Annotated in this window: 19 protein-coding genes; 8 read left to right on the top strand and 11 right to left on the bottom strand. The window is 59.7% G+C overall.

Annotation, left to right across the window (positions count from 1 at the left end; all coding sequences use genetic code 11):
• Together treS and AK821_RS18985 are read right to left on the bottom strand one after the other, a co-directional pair.
• Positions 1 to 3,342: a maltose alpha-D-glucosyltransferase gene (treS, locus tag AK821_RS18990; RefSeq protein WP_064391079.1), complete on the bottom strand. Its 3,342-nt coding sequence runs from the start codon at positions 3,340 to 3,342 to the stop codon at positions 1 to 3.
• Between the two features lie 169 nt (positions 3,343 to 3,511).
• Positions 3,512 to 5,506, bottom strand: a complete 1,995-nt coding sequence (locus AK821_RS18985) for an alpha-1,4-glucan--maltose-1-phosphate maltosyltransferase (RefSeq protein ID WP_064391078.1) — start codon at positions 5,504 to 5,506, stop codon at positions 3,512 to 3,514.
• Between the two features lie 216 nt (positions 5,507 to 5,722).
• Between AK821_RS18985 and AK821_RS30930 the strand changes: the two genes are divergently transcribed.
• Entirely contained in the window at positions 5,723 to 5,881 is a 159-nt protein-coding gene (locus AK821_RS30930; protein WP_016985118.1) for a hypothetical protein, read from the top strand.
• A 125-nt stretch (positions 5,882 to 6,006) separates the two neighbouring features.
• Here the strand turns inward: AK821_RS30930 and AK821_RS18980 are convergent, their stop codons facing one another.
• Positions 6,007 to 6,519 carry an MgtC/SapB family protein gene (locus tag AK821_RS18980; RefSeq protein ID WP_064391077.1) on the bottom strand — a complete coding sequence of 171 codons (513 nt, stop codon included), beginning with the start codon at positions 6,517 to 6,519 and terminating at the stop codon, positions 6,007 to 6,009.
• A gap of 123 nt (positions 6,520 to 6,642) precedes the next feature.
• On the opposite strand from AK821_RS18980, the gene AK821_RS18975 reads away from it, so the two are divergent.
• The 3 genes from AK821_RS18975 (at position 6,643) to mapR (ending at position 10,239) form a co-directional block, all read left to right on the top strand.
• Positions 6,643 to 6,891, top strand: a complete 249-nt coding sequence (locus AK821_RS18975; protein WP_064391076.1) for a DUF3203 family protein — start codon at positions 6,643 to 6,645, stop codon at positions 6,889 to 6,891.
• A 195-nt stretch (positions 6,892 to 7,086) separates the two neighbouring features.
• Positions 7,087 to 8,517: a cytochrome c oxidase accessory protein CcoG gene (ccoG, locus tag AK821_RS18970; protein ID WP_064391075.1), complete on the top strand. Its 1,431-nt coding sequence runs from the start codon at positions 7,087 to 7,089 to the stop codon at positions 8,515 to 8,517.
• A 312-nt stretch (positions 8,518 to 8,829) separates the two neighbouring features.
• Positions 8,830 to 10,239 (top strand): GntR family transcriptional regulator MpaR, encoded by a 1,410-nt coding sequence (gene mapR, locus AK821_RS18965; protein ID WP_007919188.1) that lies wholly within the window; start codon positions 8,830 to 8,832, stop codon positions 10,237 to 10,239.
• 149 nt (positions 10,240 to 10,388) lie between these two features.
• On the opposite strand, the gene AK821_RS18960 is transcribed toward mapR, so the two are convergent.
• From AK821_RS18960 to tpx, 7 genes are all read right to left on the bottom strand, one after another.
• Positions 10,389 to 11,135 (bottom strand): SDR family oxidoreductase, encoded by a 747-nt coding sequence (locus tag AK821_RS18960; RefSeq protein WP_064391074.1) that lies wholly within the window; start codon positions 11,133 to 11,135, stop codon positions 10,389 to 10,391.
• 180 nt (positions 11,136 to 11,315) lie between these two features.
• Entirely contained in the window at positions 11,316 to 13,397 is a 2,082-nt protein-coding gene (locus tag AK821_RS18955) for a putative bifunctional diguanylate cyclase/phosphodiesterase (RefSeq protein ID WP_064391073.1), read from the bottom strand.
• 348 nt (positions 13,398 to 13,745) lie between these two features.
• A complete protein-coding gene (locus AK821_RS18950; protein WP_064391072.1) occupies positions 13,746 to 15,218 on the bottom strand; it encodes an efflux transporter outer membrane subunit in 1,473 nt (490 codons plus the stop codon).
• A complete protein-coding gene (locus tag AK821_RS18945) occupies positions 15,215 to 18,322 on the bottom strand; it encodes an efflux RND transporter permease subunit (protein ID WP_064391071.1) in 3,108 nt (1,035 codons plus the stop codon). Before AK821_RS18945 ends, AK821_RS18950 begins: the two co-directional genes overlap by 4 nt.
• A 142-nt stretch (positions 18,323 to 18,464) precedes the next feature.
• Positions 18,465 to 21,566, bottom strand: coding sequence for an MdtB/MuxB family multidrug efflux RND transporter permease subunit (locus tag AK821_RS18940; protein ID WP_064391070.1), 3,102 nt, complete (start codon positions 21,564 to 21,566; stop codon positions 18,465 to 18,467).
• On the bottom strand, positions 21,563 to 22,870 hold the full coding sequence (locus AK821_RS18935; protein ID WP_064391069.1) for an MdtA/MuxA family multidrug efflux RND transporter periplasmic adaptor subunit: 1,308 nt from the start codon (positions 22,868 to 22,870) through the stop codon (positions 21,563 to 21,565). Before AK821_RS18935 ends, AK821_RS18940 begins: the two co-directional genes overlap by 4 nt.
• A gap of 175 nt (positions 22,871 to 23,045) precedes the next feature.
• On the bottom strand, positions 23,046 to 23,546 hold the full coding sequence (gene tpx, locus AK821_RS18930) for a thiol peroxidase (RefSeq protein WP_016987527.1): 501 nt from the start codon (positions 23,544 to 23,546) through the stop codon (positions 23,046 to 23,048).
• 336 nt (positions 23,547 to 23,882) lie between these two features.
• Here tpx and AK821_RS18925 point away from each other — a divergent pair, with 336 nt between their 5' ends.
• Positions 23,883 to 24,308: a YciI family protein gene (locus AK821_RS18925; protein ID WP_064391068.1), complete on the top strand. Its 426-nt coding sequence runs from the start codon at positions 23,883 to 23,885 to the stop codon at positions 24,306 to 24,308.
• A 100-nt stretch (positions 24,309 to 24,408) separates the two neighbouring features.
• Here AK821_RS18925 and AK821_RS18920 read toward each other — a convergent pair whose 3' ends face one another.
• Positions 24,409 to 24,633, bottom strand: coding sequence for a cold-shock protein (locus AK821_RS18920; protein WP_064391067.1), 225 nt, complete (start codon positions 24,631 to 24,633; stop codon positions 24,409 to 24,411).
• Between the two features lie 326 nt (positions 24,634 to 24,959).
• Between AK821_RS18920 and AK821_RS18915 the strand changes: the two genes are divergently transcribed.
• From AK821_RS18915 to AK821_RS18905, 3 genes are read left to right on the top strand one after another with little or no spacing between them, the layout of a single operon-like run.
• On the top strand, positions 24,960 to 25,748 hold the full coding sequence (locus tag AK821_RS18915) for a hypothetical protein (RefSeq protein ID WP_064391167.1): 789 nt from the start codon (positions 24,960 to 24,962) through the stop codon (positions 25,746 to 25,748).
• Positions 25,749 to 25,758: 10 nt separating this feature from the next.
• Positions 25,759 to 25,959, top strand: coding sequence for a hypothetical protein (locus AK821_RS18910; RefSeq protein WP_064391066.1), 201 nt, complete (start codon positions 25,759 to 25,761; stop codon positions 25,957 to 25,959).
• Positions 25,960 to 25,971: 12 nt separating this feature from the next.
• Entirely contained in the window at positions 25,972 to 26,922 is a 951-nt protein-coding gene (locus tag AK821_RS18905) for a SphA family protein (protein ID WP_064391065.1), read from the top strand.
• Positions 26,923 to 26,934: the final 12 nt, after the last annotated feature.

Below are 26,934 nucleotides of genomic sequence, written 5' to 3'. Positions count from 1 at the left end.
CTACTCTCCACCAAGATCGGAAAAGGGTTTAAGCCCCGTCAATAACCCATACAAACCGTGCAACGGCACGGGCAGCCACGTGGGGCGATTTTCGGCTTCATAGGCCACTTCATAGGCCGCCTTCTCCAGGCCGAACAACGCAAGCGCAGCGTCGGCACCTTCAGGATCTTGCCAGGCATGCTCAAGACTAGCTGCCGCGCGGCGATATGCCTGAACAAATGCCTCACGGGCCTCACGCAGATAGCGCTCGGCCACCAGACGCCGCGCAGTTTCAGACTCAGCGCTGTGGTCAACGTTGTGCACGTTGATGGTCATCGCTGCCGCGTAATCGAAGGAGCGCAACACGCCGCTGACATCCTTGTACGGGCTGTGTTTGCCACGGCGCTCGCTCAATGGCCGCGCCGGTTCGCCCTCGAAGTCGATCAGATAGGCATCGCCCTTGATCACCAGCACCTGGCCCAGATGCAGGTCGCCGTGGACGCGGATACGCAAGCCACCCGTGGCTTTTTTCGCCAGATCCTGCACATGCGCAAGAATGGTTTTCTTCTCGTCGATCAGGCGTTTGACCAGCTTCTGATCCGCTGCATTGAGCTCGCCCTGATGTTGCTTGAGCAGCTTCAAGGCATGTTCGACCTGCGCCACGACATCCTTGCCCGTGGCCTGCATGTCCTTGGTGGTCGCCACTTGCGGGGCGAAGTCGGCATTGTCGGTTGGCGCGGCGAGCACCTTGTGCATCTCACCCAAGCGCTGGCCGAGCATGCCGGCAAAGTCCCTCAGTTCACCCAACGCGTTGTAATGCTGCTCCTGTTCGGACATGGCATCGGCGAGTTCATCGCGCAGCGCCCGTTCGAGGTTGTTCTGCGTCCATTCCCAGGCGTCGCCCTGATTGCTCAGATAGCCTTGGGCGATCATCAACAAATTGTCTTCGCCCTTGCCATCGCGGCGGATAACCGAGCCGAGCAGCGGTGAAATATTGGCAAATCCGGCCTCGGTCAGGTAAGCGCTCATCTCCAGTTCCGGGTGTACGCCAGAAGCGACTTTACGTATCAGCTTGAGCACCAGACTGTTGCCGATCACCACCGAACTGTTCGATTGCTCAGCGGAGAGATAACGCACTTCCGCCTCGCCGCCGAGGCCGAGTTTTTCCAGTTGCGCGGTCGGCGCAAAACGGATTTCGCCCTCGGTTGATTCCAGCACCGTGTTGTTCTGCATGCCGTGCAGCACCGCGCGAATAAACGCTTCAAGGCTGAACGCATCGGTGATCAAACCGACTTGTCGCACTCTTCGTACACGCGACAACGCCAATTGCTGCGGCAACGCCGGGCCGACCTGATCTTCGGCAATGAAGCCAAACGGCAATTGATAACGACTGGTCTGCCCAGCGCTGGTGACTTCGATTTCGCTGAGCAGCACCGGATGCTGCGCGTCGCCGAAACGCACGCCATAGGCCAGATGCACCTTGTCGATGCCAGCATCTTTGCCAGCGAACCAGCGCCGGTTCTGCAGCCAGCTCGGCAGGATGCTCTGCTCCAGCGTCGTGCGCGACGGCGCTTCGAGCAATTCTTCCATGCGTTTCTTCAACACCAGCGTGGTGAAGTCCGGCAGGCTCTGCGCCGGTTCGACGTGCCAGCTCGGCATCTGGTTTTCCGCGGCCAGTGCAAACCAGTAGAAACCGTACGGCGCCAGGGTCAGGAGGAAATTCAACTGACCGATCGGCGGGAAGGCATTACCGCCGAGCATCTCCACCGGCACCATGCCGACGTAGGCCGACAGGTCCAGTTCCACCGCTTGCGCACTGCGCGAGACGTTGGCCACGCACAAGATGATTTCGTGTTTGCCATCGACATCGGTGAATTCGCGGGTGTAGGCCAGCACGCGACGGTTGTTCGGTGAGAGCATCTTCAAGGTGCCACGGCCAAAGGCTTTCGACTGTTTGCGCACAGCGAGCAAGCGTCGGGTCCAGTTGAGCAATGAATGCGGATCGCCGGACTGGGTTTCGACGTTGACCGACAGATAACCGTACTGCGGATCCATGATCGGCGGCAGTACCAGGCTCGCAGGATCGGCGCGGGAGAAGCCGCCGTTGCGGTCGATCGACCATTGCATCGGCGTACGCACACCGTCGCGGTCGCCGAGGTAGATGTTGTCACCCATGCCGATTTCATCACCGTAATACAACGTCGGCGTGCCGGGCATCGACAGCAGCAGACTGTTGAGCAATTCGATGCGGCGGCGATCGCGCTCCATCAACGGTGCCAAGCGACGGCGAATGCCGAGATTGATCCGCGCACGGCGGTCAGCGGCGTAGTAATTCCATAGATAGTCACGTTCTTTGTCGGTGACCATCTCCAGCGTCAGCTCATCGTGGTTACGCAGGAAAATCGCCCATTGGCAGTTGGCGGGGATTTCCGGGGTCTGGCGCAAAATGTCGGTGATCGGGAAGCGATCTTCCTGGGCCAACGCCATGTACATGCGCGGCATCAACGGGAAGTGAAACGCCATGTGGCATTCGTCGCCGTTTAGACCTTCGGCATCGGTGTCACCGAAGTACAGCTGAGTGTCTTCCGGCCACTGGTTGGCCTCAGCGAGCAGCATGCGGTCGGGATAGTTGGCGTCGATTTCCGCACGGATCTGCTTGAGGACGTCATGGGTCTCGGGGAGATTTTCGTTATTGGTGCCGTCGCGCTCGATCAGGTAAGGGATGGCGTCGAGACGCAGGCCGTCGATGCCCATGTCCAGCCAGTAACGCATCACCGAGAGCACGGCTTTCATCACTTGCGGGTTGTCGAAATTCAGATCGGGTTGGTGCGAATAGAAACGGTGCCAGAAGTACTGGCCCGCGACCGGGTCCCAGGTCCAGTTGGATTTCTCCGTGTCGAGAAAAATGATCCGCGTGCCGTCGTATTTCTGATCGTCATCCGACCACACGTAAAAGTCCCGCGCCGCCGAGCCGGGTTTGGCCTTGCGCGCACGCTGGAACCACGGGTGCTGGTCGGAGGTGTGGTTGATGACCAGTTCAGTGATCACTCGCAAACCGCGCTTGTGCGCCTCGGCGATAAAGCGCTTGGCATCGGCCATGGTCCCGTAATCGCTGTGTACGCCTCGGTATTCGGCGATGTCGTAACCGTCGTCGCGACGTGGCGAGGGGTAGAACGGCAGGAGCCAGATGGTGTTGACGCCGAGGTCGGCGATGTAGTCGAGTTTGGCGATCAGGCCGGGAAAGTCGCCGATCCCGTCATTGTTGGAGTCGAAAAACGATTTGACGTGGACTTGATAGATCACCGCGTCCTTGTACCAGAGCGGGTCTTTGATAAAGGTGGCTGCCTTGGGTTTCTTCGCCATGTGAAACTCCTGTTGAATTCTGGATAAACCGTGAGCCGATCATCTGGCTCGAAAACGCTGAGCAACCTGTAGGAGTGAGCCTGCTCGCGATAGCGGTTTCATATTCAGTAGAGTTGTCGCCTGCAAGATTGCTATCGCGAGCAGGCTCACTCTTACAATGGTTCTGTGTTCAGGCAGTGATTCGCCAAATGCCGAACGGCTGATACGCCGGGTCAATTCGCATGAACTGGTATTTGCCGTGCCAGTCCCAGCGATGGCCGTTCATCAAGTCTTCGCCGTGGGTCGTCGCGTCATCGGGCAGGCCCATTTCCCACAATGGCAGTTCGAAGTTCGCCTCCTGCACGTTATGCGGATCGAGGCTGACCGCGACCAGAATGAAATTGCTGCCGTCAAAACTGCGCTTGCCGAAATACAGAATGTTGTCGTTCCAGGCGTTGTAGACCTTCAAGCCCAGATGCGTGTGCAGCGCCGGGTTCTGCCGGCGGATGCGGTTGAGCTGGGCGATCTCGGCAATGATGTTGCCCGGCGCGGTGAAGTCGCGAACGCGGATCTCGTATTTCTCCGAGTCGAGGTATTCCTCCTTGCCCGGCACCGGCGCCGACTCGCACAGTTCAAAACCGGAATACATGCCCCACAAGCCCGAACCCATGGTTGCCAGCGCCGCACGAATCAGAAACCCCGGGCGCCCGGATTCGTGCAGGAATGCCGGGTTGATGTCCGGCGTATTGACGAAGAAATTCGGCCGGTAGCATTCGCGCCAAGGCGATTCGTTCAGTTCGGTGAAATACGTCGCCAGCTCAGCCTTGCTGTTACGCCAGGTGAAATAGGTGTAACTCTGGGTGTAACCAACCTTACCGAGGCGCGCCATCATCGCCGGCGTAGTGAAGGCTTCAGCGAGGAAGATCACTTCGGGGTAAAGCGCGCGAACGTCAGCAATCAGCCATTGCCAGAACGGCAGCGGTTTGGTGTGCGGATTGTCGACGCGAAAGATCTTCACGCCCTCCTCGACCCAGCCAATGACGATGTCGCGCAGTTCGACCCACAGACTCGGAATCGCGTCCGGCGCGTAGAAGTCGACGTTGACGATGTCCTGGTATTTTTTTGGCGGGTTCTCTGCGTATTTGATCGTGCCGTCCGGGCGCCAGTTGAACCAGCCCGGATGCTGCTTGAGCCACGGGTGATCCTGGGAACACTGGATGGCGAAATCGAGGGCGATTTCCAGACCATGATCGGCAGCAGCGGCAACCAGTCGGCGGAAGTCTTCGCGGGTGCCGAGTTGCGAGTGGATCGCCTCGTGACCGCCCTCCTCGCTGCCGATGGCATAAGGGCTGCCTGGATCATCCGGGCCGGCGGTCAAGGAATTATTGCGGCCCTTGCGGTGCGCGCGGCCGATCGGGTGGATCGGCGTGAAGTACAACACGTCGAAGCCCATGTCTTGAATCATCGGCAGACGCGCGTGCACGTCATTGAAAGTGCCATGACGGCGGGGATCATCGGTGATCGAGCGGGGAAACAGTTCATACCAACTGGCAAACTCGGCCAGTTCTCGCTCAACGTCCATGGGGAATTCGGCGCTGACGCTCAAGTAGGCGCGGTGATCGGCCTCAGCCATCAATTGCGCACTGCGCGAGTGCAGAAACAGCGCGACCTGCTCGGTTTCGAGCAACCCGGACAATTCGTGGTGCAACGCCGCCAGTTGTTCGCTGAGCTGGCCCTCGCTGCGTTCGGCGGCCTGCTGAACCATGGTCCGGCCTTCCTGCAACTCCAGCGAAACGGGGACGGCGGCATTGTGTTTCTTCTCCAGTTCGTACTGAAAACTGGCGAAGTGATCGATCCACGCTTCGATGCAATAGAGGTAGCGGCCCTGCTGTTCAGGGCGGAACTGGCCTTGCCAGCCATTATTGCCCTGATCGGCCATGACTTCGCTTTGCCATTGCTCTTCGCCTTCCTCGCGCCAGCGGATGCGCACCGCGAGTTTGTCGTGGCCGTCGGCGAACACCTTGCTGGTAACCACTACTTCACGACCGGCGATCGACTTCACCGCGAACTGCCCGCCATCGAGGGTCGGCATGGTGTTTTCGATGGCAATGCGTGGCAACAGCAAAGCCTGCGACAGTGGCATATGCGGGTTGTAGTTTAATTCTGAGGGTTTTTCAGCAGTCATTGAGCATCTCTCCTTAACGCCCCAAGGACGCTCTTGTGCCGGTTCAGCGTTCGCAATCGAGCGCCTGCCCGGAATGAACTCACTTAGGTTCCGAGCGACCGGCGCCGGGAAAAGTTCAGATGAAATTACCGTGTCAGAAAAGCGGATCGAATTCGCCATGAGGTGGTCAATCCACTTAAGCACTTCTCACGCCATGTGCCACACGGAGGTCATCAGATGAATATCCCGATCCCGGCGGAAACGCCCGATCCGAACATCGACAAACCCACCTTGCCCGAGACCGAGCCGCAGCCGATTCCCGAGCAGGAACCGCCGGGCACCACGCCACCGCCTAAGGAAGAACCGCCGAGCACGATGCCACCCGTCATCGTCTGACTGATCATTCCCACGCTCCGCGTGGGAATGCAGCCCGGGACGCTCCGCGTCCCAAAGCGGACGCGGAGCGTCCATTGAGGCATTCCCACGCGGAGCGTGGGAACGATCAACGTGGCAACGATCAGTCAGTGGTCATCAGTCTTTTCCTCGTCCTTTTCGAACAGCTTCACGACGCGCGGCATCACGCTGAAAATCCCCAGCGCCAGAAAGGTACTGAGCAGCGCCGTCGCTTCCCTGCCCAGCCCGGCCGCGACGCCAATGGCCGCCGTCATCCACAGCCCGGCAGCCGTGGTCAGGCCTTTGACATGACCTTCATCGCCTTCCTTGTTTTTCAGGATGGTCCCGGCACCGAGAAAGCCGATCCCGGCAATCACCCCTTGCACCACCCGGCTCATCGCATCCGACTCTGCCCCCGAAGTCTGCGGCACCAGCACAAACAACGCCGCGCCGAGCGCCACCAGCATGTGTGTGCGCACCCCGGCGGCCTTGCCTTTGTGTTCGCGCTCGAACCCGAGAATGCCACCCAGAATCGCCGCCATCAGCAGGCGCACGGTAATCCGCGTCAGTTGCGAGGCATCGCCGACGTCAGCGAATTCCGCTTGCAGGGTTTCCCACACTTCATGCCACCACGCGTTCATCCGGCAGTCCTTTCCAAGGGTCTATAAAGGATGGACAGCGGCGACCATTAATCAGTTGCGCAGAACGATCGGCGCAGCGTGCGCCCTAACCTTGCAGACCTCCCTGAAAAAAGGACTGCTCCCATGCCTCTTCGAGTCGATGAATCCAACCCCGAACAAAAAGTGTGTTTTTTCACCGTTGAACATGGCGAGGAAATTCGCATTTGCGACACCCTGGAAGTCATGACGGATAGCGAAAAATCCATGTCGTTCGTGGAAATAGAAGGCCGGCGCGTTTACATCAGCGAAAAAGAAGCTGACGCCTTGACCGTCGCAGGCGCCAAAGACGGTCGCAAGCACTTGAAGGCCGACGAGAGTGATTCGGTGATTTGACTGACCTTGATCAATAGCCCGCGCAAACGCCTGCGATAGGCGTTTGCGCCTTTGCCTGCGGGCTGCTTCAAGTTGTCGCAGGCGTTGCGCGAAATCCCATCTGATCCGCTTTTTATTGAAATACCTGAGTCTGTTATGCAAACAGATCGACGCTCATAGTGCTCTGGCCTGATGGAGGCTGATGAGCGAATAACCATGAGCGAACAAATCCCCGTCCGAACCGTAGAAGCAACGCCAACCATTAAAAGTGTGCCCGCACGCCCAATGAAGGCGACGGCCAAGTCCAGTGACAACCAGATCCACACCCGCAGCTTCACCGGTCTGTTCCGCACCCTGCGCATGAGCGGCGCGGGATTTCTGTTCGTGCTGTTTTTCGGCACTGTGTGGCTGAACTGGGGCGGACGTCAGGCAGTGCTCTGGGATCTTTCTGAAAGCAAATTCCACATCTTCGGCGCGACGTTCTGGCCGCAGGATTTCATCCTGCTGTCGGCGCTGCTGATCATCGCCGCGTTCGGCCTGTTCGCCATCACCGTGTTCGCCGGTCGGGTCTGGTGCGGTTACACCTGTCCGCAGAGCTCGTGGACGTGGATTTTCATGTGGTGCGAGAAAATCACCGAAGGCGAACGCAACCAGCGGATCAAGCTGCAAGCCGCACCGTGGAGCCTGAACAAACTGGCCCGGCGTGCGGCCAAGCACACGCTGTGGCTGGCGATCAGCGTGATGACTGGCCTGACCTTCGTCGGTTACTTCACCCCGATCCGGCCACTGGCTGAAGAGCTGCTGACTTTGCAGATCGGCGGGGTCAGCCTGTTCTGGGTGCTGTTCTTCGCCGCCGCCACGTACATCAACGCTGGCTGGTTGCGTGAAGCGGTGTGCATGCACATGTGCCCGTATGCGCGGTTCCAGAGCGTGATGTTCGACAAGGACACCCTGACGATTTCCTACGACGTGGCCCGTGGCGAAAACCGTGGCCCGCGCAAACGCGACGTGAAACCGGTAGAAGCAGGTCTGGGTGATTGCATCGACTGCCAGTTGTGCGTGCAGGTCTGCCCGACCGGCATCGACATTCGCGACGGCTTGCAGATGGAGTGCATCGGCTGCGCCGCGTGCATTGACGCTTGCGACTCGATCATGGACAAAATGAACTACCCGCGCGGCTTGATCCGCTACAGTTCCGAGCGCGAATTGCAGGGGGGTAAAACCCATCTGCTGCGTCCGCGTCTGATTGGCTACACCGTGGTGCTGGTAGCGATGATCGGCGCGTTGGCATTGGCGCTGGTCGAGCGGCCAATGGTCTCGCTGGACGTGACCAAGGATCGCGGGCTGTTCCGCGAGAACGGTCAAGGCCAGATCGAAAACATCTATAGCCTCAAAGTCATCAACAAGACCCAGCAACGCCAGGACTACAACCTGACGCTGGTGGATGGCGATGGCTTCCAGTTGCAAGGCAAGACCGAGCTGAGCCTGGCGCCGGGGGAAATTGTCGATGTGCCGGTGTCGGTGGCGATGACCACGGAGCGCCCGGCCAGCAGCTCGCAAACCTTGAGTTTCAAAATTGCCGACAGCGATGAGCCTGAGGTTTACAGCGTGGCGAAGAGCAGGTTTGTGGCGCCGATGAATCGCTGATCCCTTAGAATCCGCTCCCTCACCCCAGCCCTCTCCCAGGGGTAGAGGGAGCCGACCGAGGTGTCTGTCGCTATCCATCGACCTGACAGACCGAGTCGATTACGGATTCAGCAAAGTATTTTCAGGCCGAGTCGATTGTGGATTCAGCAAAACACTTTCAGGCCGAGTCGATTGTGGATTCAGCAAAGCACTTTCAGGTCGGTGTATTTAGCAAGCATCCCCCAATCAGTCCCCTCTCCCTCTGGGAGAGGGCTAGGGTGAGGGGCAGTACTCCTGACACACCTCATCATCAACCAGCACCAAGGCTCCTCGATGAAACGCTACGAAAAATTCGCCGACGACATCGCTGAACTGATCCGCTCCGGCGTCCTCGGCCCCGGCCAGCGCGTGCCGTCGGTGCGTTACGCCAGCCAGACCTACGGGGTCAGCCCGTCCACGGTGTTCCAGGCCTACTACCTGCTCGAACGCCGCGGCCTGATCCGCGCGCGGCCGCGCTCCGGCTACTTCGTCAACACTCACGCGCCGAGCCCGTTTTCCGAGCCGGTTATCAGCAGCCACGTCAACGACTCCACCGAAGTCGACGTCAGCGAACTGGTGTTCTCGGTCCTCGATTCGATCAAGGACCCGAGCACCGTGCCATTCGGCTCGGCATTCCCCAGCCCCACGCTGTTCCCGTTGCAACGCCTGTCGCGCTCGCTGGCCAGCGCCGCCCGCGAGATGGACCCGCGCATGGTCGTCACCGACATGTCGCCGGGCAATCCGCAACTGCGCCGGCAAATCGCTCTGCGCTACATGGTCGGCGGCCTGATGCTGCCGATGGAAGAACTGCTGATCACCAACGGCGCCCTCGAAGCGCTGAACCTGTGCCTGCAAGCCGTGACTGAACCGGGCGACCTGGTGGCCATCGAGGCCCCGGCGTTCTACGCCAGCCTGCAAGTACTGGAACGGCTGAAACTCAAAGCCGTGGAAATCCCCGTGCACCCGCGTGACGGCATCGACCTCGGCGTGCTCGCACAGACGCTGGAACGTCACCCGATCAAGGCCTGCTGGTGTATGACCAGTTTCCAGAATCCGATGGGCGCAACCATGCCCGAGGCAAAAAAACAGGAACTGGTCGAACTGCTGCGCCGCCATCAGGTGCCGCTGATCGAGGACGATGTCTACGCCGAGCTCTATTACGGCCAACAGGCGCCGAAACCGGCCAAGGCCTTCGACACCGAAGGTCTGGTGATGCACTGCGGCTCGTTCGCCAAGAGCCTGGCCCCCGGCTATCGCATCGGCTGGGTCGCTGCCGGGCGTTATGCGCAGAAAATCGAACGGCTGAAACTGATGACTTCGTTATGTGCCTCGATGCCGGCGCAAGCGGCGATTGCCGACTATCTGCAACATGGCGGCTATGACCGTCACCTGCGCAAACTTCGCTATGCACTGGAAGAACAGCAGAGCGCGATGCTTGCCGCCATCGCCCGTTACTTCCCGGCGCAGACCCGGGTCAGCCAACCGGCGGGCGGCTACTTTTTGTGGCTGGAACTGCCACCGCAAATGGATTCATTGAAGTTGTTTCAGATGGCACTGGCGCAAGGCATCAGTATTGCGCCGGGGCCGATTTTCTCGCCGACGCAGCGCTTCAGGAATTGTATTCGCCTGAACTATGGCAGCCCTTGGACCGAGGATTCGGAAAAAGCCATGGAGACGTTGGGGCGGATTGTGCGGTCGTTCTGAAAGATTGTTGCTGACTGCACTGGCCCCATCGCTGGCAAGCCAGCTCCCACAGTGTTCTATGTCACCGCGTATGTTGTGTACGACATAGAAACCTGTGGGAGCTGGCTTGCCAGCGATGGGGCCGGATCAGGCAACAAAAATCCCAACGATCAGCGCCCACCCCCCAAATCAACAAACGTCCCGGTCGCATACGACGCTTTATCCGACAACAACCAGACAATCGCCTCCGCCACCTCATCCGGCCGCCCGCCACGGGCCATCGGAATCGCCGACTCCAGCTTGCTGACCCGATCCGGGTCGCCGCTCAGAGCGTGGAAATCGGTATAGATGTAGCCTGGGCGCACGGCGTTGACCCGAATCCCCTCACCCGCCACTTCCTTGGACAAGCCAATGGTAAAAGTGTCGAGCGCGCCTTTGGACGCGGCGTAGTCGACGTATTCATTTGGCGAGCCCAGACGCGACGCCACCGACGACACGTTGACGATACTGCCACCCTGCCCGCCGTGCTTGGGCGACATGCGCAGGATCGCGTGTTTGGCACAAAGGATCGGCGCCAGGACATTGGTTTTCATGATCTTGAGAATGCGGAATTCGGACATTTCGTCGACCCGCGACTTTTGCCCGACGGAGCCAGCATTGTTCACCAGGGCGGTGACACGGCCCAACTCGGTGTCGACCCGCTGGAACAGCGCGATCACTTCGTCTTCGATGCTGACGTCGGCGCGCACCGCGATGGCTTGTGCGCCCAATGCGCGGACTTGCTCCAGCACGCTTTGCGCGGCTTGTTCATCCGACTGATAGTTGATGCAGATCCGATAGCCTTGCTCGGCAGCCAACAACGCCGTAGCGGCGCCAATCCCGCGCCCGCCACCGGTGATCACAATGACTTTATCCATGCTGGCCTTTCTCCCCCAATGCACACGTAACAGTCGGGGGGAAGAATAACCGCCATTGGCGGGTTTTGCATGGAGTCTGTGGTGTCTGGGCAGACGCCTTCGCGAGCAGGCTCGCTCTCACAGGGGTATGCATTCCAAATGTGGGAGCGGCCCGCTCGCGAAGAACGATAACGCAGTCGATCAGACCACCGCCAACTGCTCACCCCGTGCAATATCCTGCATGAATTTCTCCGCCGGCATCGGGTGCCCCAGCAGATACCCCTGCAACGAATCACACCCCAACTGCGTCAGAAACTCCTGCTGCACTCCGGTTTCCACGCCTTCAGCGACAATGCGCAACCCCAACGCCTGGCCCAACGCAACGATCGCCGAGACAATCGCCGCATCGTCACTGTCATGCTCCAGATCGCGCACAAACCCACGATCGATCTTCAGCTCATTGGCCGGCAACCGCTTGAGGTACATCAGGCTGGAATAACCGGTGCCGAAGTCGTCAATCGACAGGTCGACGCCCATGTCCGACAACTCCTGCAACACCGTCATGCTCGCATCGGCATCGCTCATGGCCGTGGTTTCGGTGATTTCCAGGGTCAGGCTGTTGGCCGGCAAGTGGTGAGTAGCCAAGGCCTTGGCCACGCTACGGACCAAACCGGTGTGGCAGAACTGCAACGCCGACAGATTCACCGCAATGCGCCAATCGGTGTAACCGAGCACGTACCACTCGCGCATCTGCCGGCAGGCTTCGTTGAGCACCCATTCACCGATGGGAATGATCAGACCGGTTTTCTCGGCCAGTTCGATGAACTTGTCCGGCATCAGCATGCCGTGGACGGGATGCTGCCAACGCAACAGCGCTTCAGCGCCGACCGGACGGCCATTGGCGGCGTCGAACTTGGGTTGGTAATGCAAGCTGAACTGGCTGTGTTCCAGCGCCGCACGCAGATCCTGCAACAACTGCAATTGCTTGCGCGCGTTGGTGTTCATCGATGCGTCGAAAAAGCTGTAGCCGTTTTTGCCGCCGCCCTTGGCGTGGTACATCGCTGCGTCGGCGTTCATCAACAGTTCCTGGGCGTTCTGGCCATTGCCCGGATACAGGGCGATGCCGACGCTGGCGGAGATCTGCAAGTCATGCTCGGCGACGCGGAACGATTGCGCAATCAAGCCGACCTGGCGTGCCGCCAGCCCCAGCGCGTCGTTCGGCTCAGTCAGACGCACCAGCAGGACGAACTCATCGCCGCCGATCCGCGCGAGAGTGTCGAGGCTGCGCAAATCTTCACGCAGACGCACACCGACTTCGCGCAACAACTGATCGCCCATGTGATGACCAAACGCATCGTTAACCGGTTTGAAGCCGTCCAGATCGATGAACATCAAGGCAAAACAGCCGCCCTGCTCATGGACCTTCTTCATTGCCTGATTAATGCGATCGTCCAGCAGCATGCGGTTCGGCAAACCGGTCAGGGTGTCGTGCAGGGCCAGTTGCGTGAGTTCGCGGTTGGCCACGGTCAACGAGTGCGCGAGATCGGCGGTGCGCGCTTCGAGGCGCGCGTCGAGAATCGAGGTCAGCAAGGCAATCGACAGCACTGCCAGCGTAGTGATCAACACCAGACTGTCGAGGCCGTTGCCTTTGAGGCCATTGATCGTCGCACCGCAGAAGCTGCCGTCGGGAAATTGCGCGGCAGCCATACCGGTGTAGTGCATGCCAACGATGGCGATGCCCATGATGATCGCTGCGCCACCACGGATCAGCCGCACATAGGGAGAGTGCTGACGCAAGCGGAAGGCGATCCACAGCGCCGCCGCCGACGCACCGACCGCAATCAGCAATGAGGCGCCAAACAGCGTCGGGTCGTAGTCGATCCCGGGGGTCATGCGCATCGCCGCCATGCCGGTGTAATGCATGGCGCTGATGCCGCTGCCCATGATCAGCGCGCCGAATGCCAGTTGCAGCAATGGCAGTTTCGGCTGGCTGACCAGCCACAAGGCGAATCCGCAGGACAACACCGCAATCAGTAGCGACAGCGCGGTCAGGCCGATGTCATAGCCCAGATCGATCGGCAGTTTGAAGGCGAGCATGCCAATGAAGTGCATCGACCAGACGCCGATGCCCATGGCGAACGCGCCACCGGCCGTCCAGAAATGCACGGCACGGCCCTTGGCGGTGGCAATGCGACCGGTGAGGTCAAGTGCGGTGTACGAAGCGAGAATCGCCACACACAACGAAATGAAAACCAGGGTGGAGGAATAACTACCGATGAGCATGGGATTTCTCGTGGCCACCCAACGCGGATTGCGTCCATTCCCGGTCGGGCAAATGCGGCGATTGTACTGATTGCACAGAAGAACGCACTGACAAAGTAATCAAATGGCCATCAAGCCGATGAAACGCTTGTTCGATCGTCCGACAAGGCTCTGGAGTGGGCCTTTCTGCAGCTTGCGCAACTCACTGTGTGAGCGAGCCTGCTCGCGAATACGTCCTCCGATTTGATCGTTCCCACGCTCCGCGTGGGAATGCAGCCCGGGACGCTCCGCGTCCCTTCAAAGCCGAACGCGGAGCGTCCGTTGAGGCGTTCCCACGCGGAGCGTGGGAACGATCAGTGAAGCCAACCTTCAGCGGGTGTTATCGCTGACATCCAGCTGCCCGTCCCAGCCACCGCCCAGCGCCGCAATCAATTGCACGCTGGCAATCAAGCGGCTTTGCAGAATGTTCAGCACGCTGCGCTCGTTGCTCAACGCCGTGGCTTGCACCACCACCACATCGATGTAGGCAATCAGCCCGGCCTTGTACTGGTTTTCCGTCAGGCGCAGGGAGTCGCGGGCAGCATCGAGGGCTTCCTGGCGCACCGCCGCTTCGTCCTCATAGACCTTGAGCTGTACCAGATAATTTTCCACCTCGCGGAAACCGTCGAGCACGGTCTGGCGGTACTTGGCCACGGTCTGGTCGTACACCGCTTCCGTGCGATCGACTTCCGCCGAACGAATGCCGCCGTCGAACAGCGGCAGCGCCAGTTTCGGCCCTACCGACCAGAAGCGGTTTGGCAGGCTGATCAGGTTCTGCGAGGTACTGCTGCTGTAGCCACCGCTCAGGCTCAGACTCAGATCCGGGTAATACGCCGCTTTGGCCACGCCGATGTTGGCGTTGGCCGCAATCACCGAGCGCTCCGCCGAAGCAATGTCCGGGCGCCGCTCCAGCAACTGTGATGGCAGGCTCAACGGCACCTGCGGCAGCTTCGGAATGGTCTGCACTTCGGCAATGTTGAAATCCGCCGGCGCTTGCCCGGTCAGCACGGCAATCGCATTTTCGAATTGCGCACGTTGCCAGATCAGATCGACCAGATCGGCCTGGGTACTTTTCAACTGCGTCTGTGCCTGCGCTACCGCATCCCGCCCGGAAACACCCGCGCGATATTGATTCTGCGTCATTTTCAGCGACCGCTCATACGCAGCCACCGTCGCTTCGAGCAGGCGTTTTTGCTGATCGATCACGCGCAGTTGCAGGTAGTTTTGTACCAGTTCCGATTGCTGGCTCAGGCGCATGGCGGCCAGATCGGCAAAACTGGCCTGGGCGCTGGCCTCATCGGCTTCCAGTCCACGGCGCAGCTTGCCCCACACGTCCGCTTCCCAACTGACACCCAGTTCGGCGTTATAAGTGTCGCGGATGCCACTGGAGGAACTGCTCAGACTCGAACTGCTGCTGCCGGTGCCCTGGCTGGAACGGGTCTTGCCCACGCTGAGGTCGACACTCGGATAGAACGCCCCGCGTGCGCTGCGCACCAAGGCTTGGGCCTGACGAAACTGTGCTTCCGATTGCGCGACGGTCTGGTTGGAGCTGTTTAGTTTTTCGATCAGCCCGTTGAGCTGTTGATCGCCATACAGCTCCCACCAGGCACCTCGGGCCAGCGAATCGCTCGGGTTGGCCTGGGTCCAGCCTTCGGCCTCCTTGTACTGGGCAATTTCAGCGGTCTGCGGACGCTGGTAGTCCGGGCCGACGGCGCAGGCACTGAGCATCGCCACGCACAGTGACAGGCTCAGCAGACGCGAGCCGCGAACAGTGGCCAGATTGAAAAGCGAACGGTCAGTCATAGCGGAGTTTCCAGAGCGGCGTCAGTACGCACGCCACGCCATTTGTTGAAACGATGGCGCAGCTTGTCGAGATAGAGGTAAACCACAGGCGTGGTGTAGAGCGTCAGCACCTGGCTGAAAATCAGCCCGCCGATGATGGTCAGGCCCAACGGCTGGCGCATTTCCGCGCCTTCGGCCCGGCTCAGCAGCAACGGCAAGGCACCGAGAATTGCTGCCAGCGTGGTCATCAGAATCGGCCGCAGACGCTGCAGGCAGGCACTGCGAATCGACTCCAGCGGCGACAGGCCCTGATGACGTTCCAGTTGCAGCGCGAGGTCGATCATCAGAATGGCGTTTTTCTTCACCACGCCAATCAGCAGGAACAGCCCGAGCAACGAAATCAGACTGAACTCGCCGCCCAGCGCATAGATCGACAGCAACGCGCCGACCCCGGCCGACGGCAGGGTCGACAGGATCGTCAGCGGGTGGATGTAGCTTTCATACAGCACGCCCAACACCAGATACACCGCCAGCAGCGCGCCGAGAATCATGAATGGCTGGCTCTTCTGCGTCGCGGCGAAGGCATCGGCGGTGCCGGCCATTTTCGCGATCACGTTTTCCGGCAGGCCGAGCTTGGCAATCGCCCGCTCGATGGCGGCACTGCCCTGCTCCACCGTCACGCCTTCGGCCATGTCGAAAGAAATGTCCTCGGAGGCAAACTGGCCTTCGTGGCTGACGCGGTCGTCTTCCAGGCTGTTTTCGTAATGAGCGAACGTCGACAGCGGCACCCGCGCACCGTCAGCGGTGATCACCTGCACTTGCTTGAGCGTCACCGGGTCCTGGGCGTATTTCGGATTGACCTCCATCACCACTTGATACTGGTTGAGGCTGTCATAGATCGTCGAAATCTGCCGCTGGCTGTAGGCGTTGTTCAACACCGAGGTAACCATGTCCATGTCGACACCGAGGCGTTTGGCCTGATCGCGGTCGACGATCAACGTCACTTGCTGCGCGCCCTTGCCTTCACGGGCATCGATCGCGGTCAGTTCGGGCAACGCACGTAACGCAGCAACCACTTTTGGATACCACTTGCGCAACTCACCCAGATCACCACTTTGCAGGATGTAGCTGTACTGCGACGTGGTCTGCTCGCGGCCGCCGCCAAACTGCAGATCCTGATCCGCCATCAGCATCAATTGTGCACCGGGGACCTTGGGCATTTCCTTGCGCAGGCGTTCGATGACCTTTTGCGCATTGAGCTGGCGTTCCTTGATCGGCTTCAGACGTACCAGCATGAAGGCGTTATTGGTGCCGTTACTGCCACCGATGAACCCGGCGACGCTTTCCACTGCTTCGTCCTTGAGCACGGCACGGCGGAAGATTTCCATTTTCGGCTGCATCACGCTGAACGAAAGACCATCGTCACCGCGCACGAAACCGATCAACTGGCCGGTGTCCTGCTGCGGCATGAAGGTTTTCGGCACCACCACGTACAGCGCGACGTTGACGCCAACGGTGATCAGCAGACTGAGCAAGGTCAGACGACGATGGCGCAACACCCAGTCGAGGCTGCTGGCGTATTTGCCAACCATCCAGTCGTTGGTGCGGCGGCTCCAGCGTTGCAGACGGTTCTCCTGCCCCGGCGTGTGCGGCTTGAGCCAACGGGCGCAGAGCATCGGTGTCAGCGTAAGCGAAACCACCAGCGAGACGACAATGGCCGCCGCCAGGGTGATGGAAAACTCGCGGAACAGGCTTTCGACAATCCCGCCCATGAACAGGATCGACAGGAACACCGCCACCAGCGAAACGTTCATCGACAGCAAGGTGAAACCGACTTCCTTGGCCCCGAGGTACGCGGCCTGCATCGGTTTGACGCCCTCGTCGATGTGCCGGGAAATGTTCTCCAGCACCACAATGGCATCGTCCACCACCAGACCGGTGGCCAGAATCAGCGCCATCAGCGACAGGTTGTTCAACGAAAAACCATAGAGGTACATCACCGCAAAGGTGCCGACCAGCGACACCGGTACGGCCAGGGTAGGAATCAGCGAAGCGCGGAAATTACCGAGGAACAGGAACACCACCAGAATCACCAGTGCCACGGCGATCAGCAAGGTCATCTCGGCTTCATGCAGTGTCGCCTTGATCACCGGCGAGCGGTCCATGGCCAGATTCAGCTTCACGCTGGCCGGCAACACCGCTTGCAGGGCCGGCAACTGCGCCTTGATCTCGTTGACCGTCTCGATGATGTTGGCACCGGCCTGGCGATTGATCACCAGCAGCACGGCGGCGTCATCGTTGAAGAAGCCGCTGTTGTAGCGGTCCTCGACACCGTCGCTGACCTTGGCCACGTCCTTCAGACGCAACGCGGCACCGTCGGCGTAGTGGATGATCAGCGATTCGTAATCCTTGGCTTTTTCCAACTGGTCATTGGCCTGGATCTGCCACAAGCGCTGACCGTCCTCGACCGAACCTTTTGGCCGGCGCACGTTGGCATCGGCGATGGTTTTGCGCACATCGTCGAGCGCCACTCCGTATTGGTTCAGCGCCTGCGGTTCGAGTTCGATACGCACCGCCGGCAGCGAACTGCCGCCGATCTGCACTTCACCGACACCCTGCACTTGCGACAGGCTCTGGGAAAGAATGGTTGAAGCCAGATCGTAGAGCTGGCCTTTTTCCAGCACGTCGGACGTCAGCGACAGCACCATGATCGGCGCCTGCGACGGGTTGACCTTTTTATAGGTCGGCATGCTGCGCATACCGCTTGGCAGCAGATTGCGTGAAGCGTTGATCGCCGCCTGCACTTCCCGCGCGGCGCCGTTGATGTCGCGGTCGAGATCAAATTGCAGAATGACCCGGGTCGAACCCTGACTGGAACGGCTGCTCATGGTGTTGACGCCGGCGATCGCGCCGAATGAGCGCTCCAGCGGCGTGGCCACGGTGGACGCCATGACCTCCGGACTGGCACCTGGCAGGCTCGCCTGCACAACGATCACCGGAAAATCCATTTGCGGCAGCGGCGCCACTGGCAGCAGGCCGAAGCTGACACCGCCGAGCAGCATGATCGCCAGGCTCAGGAGCATCGTCGCGACTGGGCGTTTGATGAAAGGACCGGAGAGGTTCATTGACCACAAACTCCGACTTCACACCCATCCCCTGTAGGAGTAAGCCTGCTCGCGATAGCGGTGTGTCTGCCCCCACTGATATTGAATGTGCCGGCCTCATCGCGAGCAGGCTCACTCCTACAGGGGTTATGTGTACGGACAGTCATACCGAGACCTCTTCGGCATCCGCATTGGTCTTGCCAAAGCGCCGTCCGAGACGGTCGAAGTACAGGTAGATCACCGGTGTGGTGAACAGCGTCAGCACTTGGCTCACCAGCAGACCACCGACCATCACCAGACCCAACGGCTGACGCAGTTCAGCCCCGGAACCGGTGGCGAGCATCAACGGCACCGCACCAAACAGCGCCGCCAGCGTGGTCATCAGAATCGGCCGGAAGCGCAGCAGCGCCGCCTGATAGATCGCCTGCTCCGGCGCCATGCCTTGGGTGCGTTCAGCATCGAGGGCGAAGTCGATCATCATGATCGCGTTCTTCTTGACGATACCGATCAGCAGAATGATGCCGATGATCGCGATCATGCCCAGATCGTTGCCACTGAGCAGCAACGCCAGCAAGGCGCCAACTGCCGCCGACGGCAAGGTCGAGAGAATGGTGATCGGGTGGATGTAGCTCTCGTACAGCACGCCCAGCACGATGTACATGGTCACCACCGCCGCCAGAATCAGCAGCAAGGTGCTCGACAGCGAGGCCTGGAAGGCTTCCGCCGCGCCCTGGAACTGGGTTTGTACGCCGACCGGCATGCCGATGTCTTTCTGCACTTGTTCGATGACATCGACCGCATGCCCCAGCGCCACACCGGGCGCCAGGTTGAACGACATCATCACTGCCGGGAACTGGCCGATGTGGGTAATCGCCAGTTGCGCCTGACGTTCTTCCACATGGGCCAGACTCGACAGGCGTACCTGTGCGCCGTCGGTGGTCTTGACGTGAATCTGGTCCAGCGCCTGCGGGCCGATCTTTTCCCCGGCCTGAGCTTGCAGCACCACGCGGTACTGGCTGGCCTGGGTGTAAATGGTCGAGATCTGGCGCTGGCCGAAAGCGTCGTACAGCGCATCGGTGATGTTCGCCACCGAAACGCCAAGGCGGGAAGCGGCATCGCGGTCGATCACCAGATACACCTGCAAACCCTTGTCCTGCAAATCACTGGCAACGTCGGTCAGTTCCGGACGCTGCGCCAGCGCTTCGACCAGTCGGCCGCTCCACTGGCTGAGCAGTTCGGAGTCCGGCGAGGACATGCTGAACTGGTATTGCGTGCGACTGACGCGGTCTTCAATGGTCAGGTCCTGCACCGGCTGCATGAACAGGCGGATGCCGACCAGTTTGTCCAGTTGTGGTTGCAGGCGCGCAATCACCTCAGTGGCGGTCAGATCACGATCGCCATGGGGCTTGAGGTTGATCAGCAAACGGCCGCTGTTGAGCGTGGCGTTGTCGCCGTCGACACCGATGTAGGACGACAGGCTCTGCACCGCCGGATCTTCGAGAATGATTTTCGCCAGTTCCTGTTGACGCTCACCCATGGCGGCAAAGGAAATCGACTGCGGCGCCTCGGAAATGCCCTGAATCACCCCGGTGTCCTGCACCGGAAAGAAGCCCTTCGGCACGACCATATAGAGGAACACGGTCAATGCCAGCGTACCGATGGCCACCAGCAAGGTCAGTGGCTGGTGCTTGAGTACCCAGCGCAGCATCCGACCGTACTCGGCGATCATCCAGTCGATGACAGCGCCGCTGGCACGGTAGAAACGGCCCTGCTCATGTTCCTCGGGTTCACGTTTGAGCAAACGTGCGCACATCATCGGCGTCAGGGTCAGCGAGACCACCAGGGAAATCAGGATTGCCACGGCCAGGGTGATGGCGAACTCGCGGAACAACCGCCCGACCACGTCCGCCATGAACAGCAGCGGAATCAGTACTGCGATCAGCGACAGGGTCAGGGAAATCAGGGTAAAGCCGATCTGCTTGGCGCCCTTGAGCGCGGCCTGCATCGGGCTGTCGCCCTCTTCGATGAAGCGCGCGATGTTCTCGAGCATGACGATGGCGTCGTCGACCACAAAACCAGTGGCGATGGTCAGGGCCATCAGGGTCAGGTTGTTGACCGAGAACCCGGCCAGGTACATCACACCGAAGGTGCCAATCAGCGACAGTGGCACGGCCACCGACGGAATGAGCGTCGCACTGGCGCGGCGCAGGAACAGGAAGGTCACCATCACCACCAGGGCGATGGCGATGAGCAATTCGTGCTGCACGTCAGTGACCGAGGCGCGGATGGTCTGCGTGCGGTCGGTCAGCACGGTGACATCGAGGCCGGCCGGCAGGTTGTCGGTGATGCTCGGCAGCAGTGCCTTGATGCGGTCAACCACTTCGATGACGTTGGCACCCGGCTGACGCTGGATGTTCAGCAATACCGCCTGATTCTGGTTGGCCCACGCCGCGAGACGCTCGTTCTCGGCGCCATCGACGATTTCCGCCACGTCCTTGAGCCGCAACGGCGCGCCGTTCTTGTAGGCGAGGATCAGGTTGGCGTAATCCTCGGGCGAGGTCAGCTGGTCGTTGGCGTCGAGCATCGACACTCGGGTCGGGCCGTCGAAGTTGCCTTTCGGCTGATTGACGTTGGAAGCGCCGATCAAGGTGCGCACGTCCGACAGGTTCAGGCTGTTGGCGGCCAACGCTTCCGGGTTGACCTTGATGCGCACGGCCTGACGTTGACCGCCGGCAATGCTGACCATGCCAACACCGCTGATCTGGGCGATTTTCTGCGCCATGCGCGTATCGACCAGATCATTGAGTTTGGGCAGCAGCATGGTTTTCGAGGTGATCGCCAGGGTCAGTACCGGGGTGTCTGCCGGGTTGACCTTGTTGTACACCGGCGGCGCTGGCAAATCGGTCGGCAGCAGATTGGTCGCGGCGTTGATCGCGGCTTGCACCTGCTGTTCGGCGACGTCCATGTTGATATCGAGACTGAAACGCAGGGTCAGCACCGACGCGCCGCCGGAGCTGGTCGAGGCCATTTGCGTCAGGCCCGGCATCTGCCCGAACTGGCGCTCGAGTGGCGCAGTTACAGCACTGGTCATCACATCCGGGCTGGCGCCGGGATACAGGGTCATGACGCGGATGGTCGGGTAGTCGACCTGTGGCAGTGCCGACACCGGCAGCAAGCGATAAGCGATCAGGCCGGCCAGAACAATGGCCAGCATGCTCAGGGTGGTGGCTACCGGTCGGAGGATGAACAGCCGCGAAATGTTCATGCGCCCTTCTTGGCCTTGTCAGTGACCGCAGCATCCGGTGCGTTGGCGGCGGATTTGCCTTGCAGGTGTTCGGTCGGGGTGGTCGGCACTTGATTGCTATCGTTGACCACTTCCACTTCACTGCCCTCTTTCAGGCGGTCGGTGCCTTCCAGCACCACGCGGTCGCCAGCGGCCAGACCTTCGGTGATGACGGTGTTTTCGCCATCGCTGGCGCCGATCTTCAACTGGCGAATGGTGACTTTCTTGTCGCCGTCCAGCGCATAAACGAAGGTACCGTTGGTGCCGAACTGGATGGCCGCCGACGGCGCCAGCACCACGCCTTTCAGCGTGTCAGCCAGCAAGTGCACGTTGACGAACTGGTTGGGGAACAGCGCCTGATCGCGGTTTTCGTAGCGGGCCTTGAATTTCAGGGTGCCAGTGGCGACGTCGATCTGGTTGTCGAGGCTTTGCAAAACACCAGTGGCCTGCAGTTTGGTGTCGCCGCGATCCCACGCTTCGGCCGGCAGCTTGGCGCCGCTGCGATAGCGGGCGAGCACTGTTTCGAGGCTGTTTTCCGGCAAGGTGAAAGCGACGCTGATCGGTTGTGTCTGGGTAATAACCGCGAGGAACGTGGTGTCGTTGGCGGTGACGAGGTTGCCGACGTCAATCTGGCGCAGACCGACACGGCCGGCAATCGGCGCGCGGATTTTGGTGAATTCCAGATTGAGTTTGGCGTCATTGACCGCCGCCTGATTGGTCTTGACCGTGCCCAGATACTGACCGACCAGCGCTTCGGCGGTGTCCAGCGTCTGTTTGGCGATGCTGTCCTCTTTGAACAGACCGCGATAACGCTCGACGTCGACCTGCGCGTTTTTCAGCTGTGCCTGATTTTGCAGCAAGGTGCCTTCGGCCTGCAGCAAGGCGTTCTGGTAGGGACGCGGGTCGATCTCGGCCAGCAGGTCACCAGCCTTGACCATCTGGCCTTCTTCGAAATTGATCTTGACCAGCTCGCCGCCCACACGGCTGCGCACATTGATGGTGTTGAGCGCGGTCACCGTACCCAGCGCCTTGTAGTACAGCGGAAAGTCGCCGGTGACCGCCGGCGCCACCCGCACCGGAATCGGCCCGGTGCCGCCACCGAAGCCCGGCCGCATCATCCCCGAACGTCCGGCATGCCCGGCAGCAGCCTTGTCAGCGCCCTCCTTGTGGGCTGAACCGGCCGGCCAGAATTTCCAGCACAGAACGGCGATCACCAACAGGACAAGCAGGCTGATCAGCCAGCGACGGGAGTTACGGGGGGACGATTGCATGGAGTGATTAACCATTGGGCGCGTGGGCTTCTATTACGGGAGGCTGAACGATAAGCACTGATGGGGAATTAGCAAAGCAGCTTTACCGGCAATTTACTTACACCTTACGTTTCAAGGTGTGAGGCAAAACACTGATACACAAATGAAAACGGCCTGGACAGGGCCAGGCCGTTAACAATTGTAAAAGCGCTTACTTGAGAACGGACAGTGCCGCTTCGTAGTTAGGCTCTTCAGCGATTTCCTTGACCAGTTCGCTGTGCAGGACGTTGTCGTTTTCGTCCAGAACCACGACGGCGCGAGCGGTCAGGCCTTTCAGCGGGCCGTCAGCGATGGCCACGCCGTAGTTCTCGATGAACTCGGCACCGCGCAGGGTCGACAGGTTCTGGACGTTTTCCAGACCTTCGGCGCCGCAGAAGCGTGCCTGGGCGAACGGCAGGTCAGCGGAGATGCACAGCACCACGGTGTTTGCCACTTCGTTGGCCTGAGCGTTGAACTTGCGTACCGAAGTGGCGCAGGTCGGGGTGTCGACGCTTGGGAAGATGTTCAGCACTTTGCGCTTGCCGGCAAAGTCTTTCAGGGTGACGTCGGACAGATTGCCGGCAACCAGAGAAAAGGCTGGCGCCTTGGAACCGGCTTGTGGCAACTGGCCGTTGACTTGAACCGGATTGCCTTTGAGGGTGACTTGAGCCATGACTTGAGTCCTTCTGATGTTTTGATTGGAAAGCATGCAAGAGGCCGAAGTTAACCACGAAATTGTCCGACGACCTATGCCCTGTTTGGAAATTGTTGGGTGCCTGCGCGAAAAATTGTATACAAAACCACCGCTATTCCAATGTGGGAGCGAGCCTGCTCGCGAAGAGGTCGTCACATTCAACATTTATGCTGACTGATCCAGCGCCTTCGCGAGCAGGCTCGCTCCCACATTGGATTCTGCAGTGTTACTGGTCTTTTGTTCAGAGACTCTGTCGATTCACCGCTGGCCCGTTCGACTAAGCAATGAATCCCCACAATCCACGGAGCCACCGCCATGCGATTCATGATCCTTGTCAAAGCCAGCGTCGACTCGGAAGCCGGCATCATGCCCAGCGAAGAGCTGATCACCGCCATGGGCAACTTCAACGAAGAACTGGTCAAAGCCGGCATTCTCATCGACGCCGATGGCCTGCATCCGAGCAGCAAAGGCGCCCGCGTACGCTTCTCCGGTGACAAACGCACGGTCATCGACGGGCCGTTCATCGAGACCAAAGAACTGGTGGCGGGTTACTGGATCCGGGAAGTGAAATCAAAAGAAGAAGCCATCGAATGGGTCAAGCGCTGCCCGAACCCGATGCCCGGCGATTCGGAAATTGAAATCCGTCAGATATTTTCTGCCGAAGACTTCGGCGCCGAGTTCACCCCCGAAGCACGTGCGCAGGAAGAACGCGTTCGCGAACAAGCCAAGAAAAATAGCTGAACAGTACACAGGTAGGAGCTGCCGCAGGCTGCGATCTTTTGATCTTCAAAACATAAGCAAACGATCGCAGTCTCTGGCATCACAGACAAAGCAGTAAGCCTTAGATCAACTTGAGACTATCGCAACGCCAGGTTTTTTTACCTTTATCCATGGGGCACTCGACTTTTTCAAATTCAACTCTTGAATTCTGATTGACCAGTAAGTAGATGTCCAAACCAATATCCTTGGCACTAAAGTACACAAGCTCTCCTGTTTCATCCTGCTTGATAAATCCGGAATATTGAGCAACATTGTAGAAGATCACCGTTCCCGTCGCCACATCCATCCCCTTATTGAAGCCTTCTCTTCACCACCAGTCAGCAGTGGTTCCCTCAACATCAAGCGACATTCATCCTCGCTGAACAACTGTCAACTCTGACAGGTGCCGAGCATTACCGACTAACGGTCGCAGGCCATCCAGTACACAACTCGATTGTTAACCCGTACACAAAACCAAAGAATTAATCCATTCGACTGGCTAACTCCCGATTAGCTGCTAGCGTCATTCAGACGTGTCCTACAGGCTTGATAAGAAAGGGATTACGCCGTAACGGTCGAGAAGTGCCGACGAGAGTGCCGAGCTGTCTATAAGCCACCAGGGAATCGGGGATGATGTTCAATCGAGTGGGGAAGACTCTTTTTCTGGCGAGTTCGCTGGCGGCTGCGTGTGCGGCACAGGCGGATAACGCCGAGGACTCGAACAAGAGCAACAACCCGTTGAACGTCGCACCGGGCGCGAATCTGCAGGATTACTACACTCCCAGACTCTACGACAGCAACGTGCACAGCAATGACGTGTTGCTGCGCGGCACCCTGCCGATCGCGCCGAACGATTTCATCGGCGTGCCGCAACTGGTTCGCGCGACGCTGCCGATCAGCACCCGCCCAGACCCGCATAACGGATACAGCACCGGCATCGGCGATCTGAACCTGTTCGATATCTTCATTCTGAAAACCGAAGGCGTGCAGTTGGGCATTGGCCCGTTGATCACCGCACCGACGGCTGAACAGGACGAGCTCGGTACCGGCAAATGGCAAGGCGGTCTGGCAGCGGTGGCCATCGACGCTTCGCCGCGCGGGTTGCTCGGCGCTCTCGTGCAGTATCAAAGCTCCTTCGCTGGCGACAACGACCGCCCGCACGTCGAGAGCGCCACCATGCAGCCGTTCATCATCCATAACCTGGAAAAAGGCTGGTATCTGCGCTCTACCGGCACCTGGACTTTCGACCTGAAAAACGACACGCACTACATCCCGCTCGGCCTCGGTGTCGGCAAAGCCTGGAAGTCCGGCAGCAACATCCTCAACGCCTTCGTCGAGCCGCAGTGGACGGTTGATCGCAAGGGCGAAGGACTGCCGCAGTTCGTTGTGTACACCGGCATCAACGTGACATTCGGCAAATAAGGAAAACGCCATGCACGCTATTTTCAAAGCCACTGGATACGGCCTGATGATCATGTTTGTCAGCTGTGGTGTCGGCGCCCAGCAACCCAAATGCCCCACGACGCCAAACGGGTCGGCACAGGAGATTGTTCGCCTTGATATGCCGACACCGGAAGTCGCCAGTGGTGAATGGAAAATGCCGTTGCTCAACCCGATCAATTCAAAACAATAAGCGGAGTTTTTGATGATCAAGCCCAACGTAGTGCGCCCATTGCTGGCGCTGTGCATGATCGGCAGTCCTCTGCTTTACGCAGCAGAGGGTGGCGTTGGCCGACCGATCACCGGCCAGCAGGTGTTTTCCAACGCCGGGATAGTCCCGCCCGAACCGGGCTGGGTCATGTCGCTGACCAGCATCTGGTACGACGGCTCGCTCAAGGGCAGTTCCGGCGCGCCGATTTCCGGTGCCGTCAGTGGCGGGATCGACATGAAAGTCTCCTACACCATGGGCAACTTCACCCACGTCTGGGACACCGGCAAGGGTCGCTGGAACTACGCCTCGGCGATCGGCGTGCCGGTGCAGTACACCGACATCAAAGCGAGTATCTCCGGCCCGCGCGGCCGCACGCTGGGCGACAGCGATTCCGGCACGCAATTCGCCGACGCCTTGATCACGCCGATTGCCGCCGGTTACCACTTCGATGAGCTGAACCACATCTCGTTTTCGCTGCCGATCTACGTGCCCACCGGTGCCTACAACAAGGATCGCCTGGCCAACCCGGGGCAGAACAACTACACCTTCATGCCGACCGTGGCGTTCACCCATCTGGATGGCAAGGGCGGCGAATTCAGCCTCATGAGCGCTTTCGAGCGCTACACCGAAAACGACGCCACCGATTACCGCAACGGCAACATCTTCCGCCTCGATGCCCTGTGGACCCTCGGGTTTGGCGAAGGCTGGAATGCCGGCGTTGCCGCCGGTTATATCCAGCAACTGACCGACGACAAAGGCCAGACCGCCAACACGTTCAACGGCTATCGCGGACGTTCTGTGGGCGCCGGTCCGGTGCTCGGCTGGACCGGCAAATTCGCCGATGCCCAAGCCAACATCAGCGCCCGCTGGGTGCCGGAATTCGACACCAAGAATCGCCCCGAGGGCAACGGCTTCAGCGTCAACCTGACCCTGGCGTTTTTCTAGACCGGACACAAA

It is taken from the genome of Pseudomonas sp. RIT-PI-r (assembly GCF_001297015.1).
Lineage (GTDB): Bacteria > Pseudomonadota > Gammaproteobacteria > Pseudomonadales > Pseudomonadaceae > Aquipseudomonas.
Note: the sequence above shows the minus strand (reverse complement) of the source record. Positions and strands in the feature narration are given on the sequence as shown.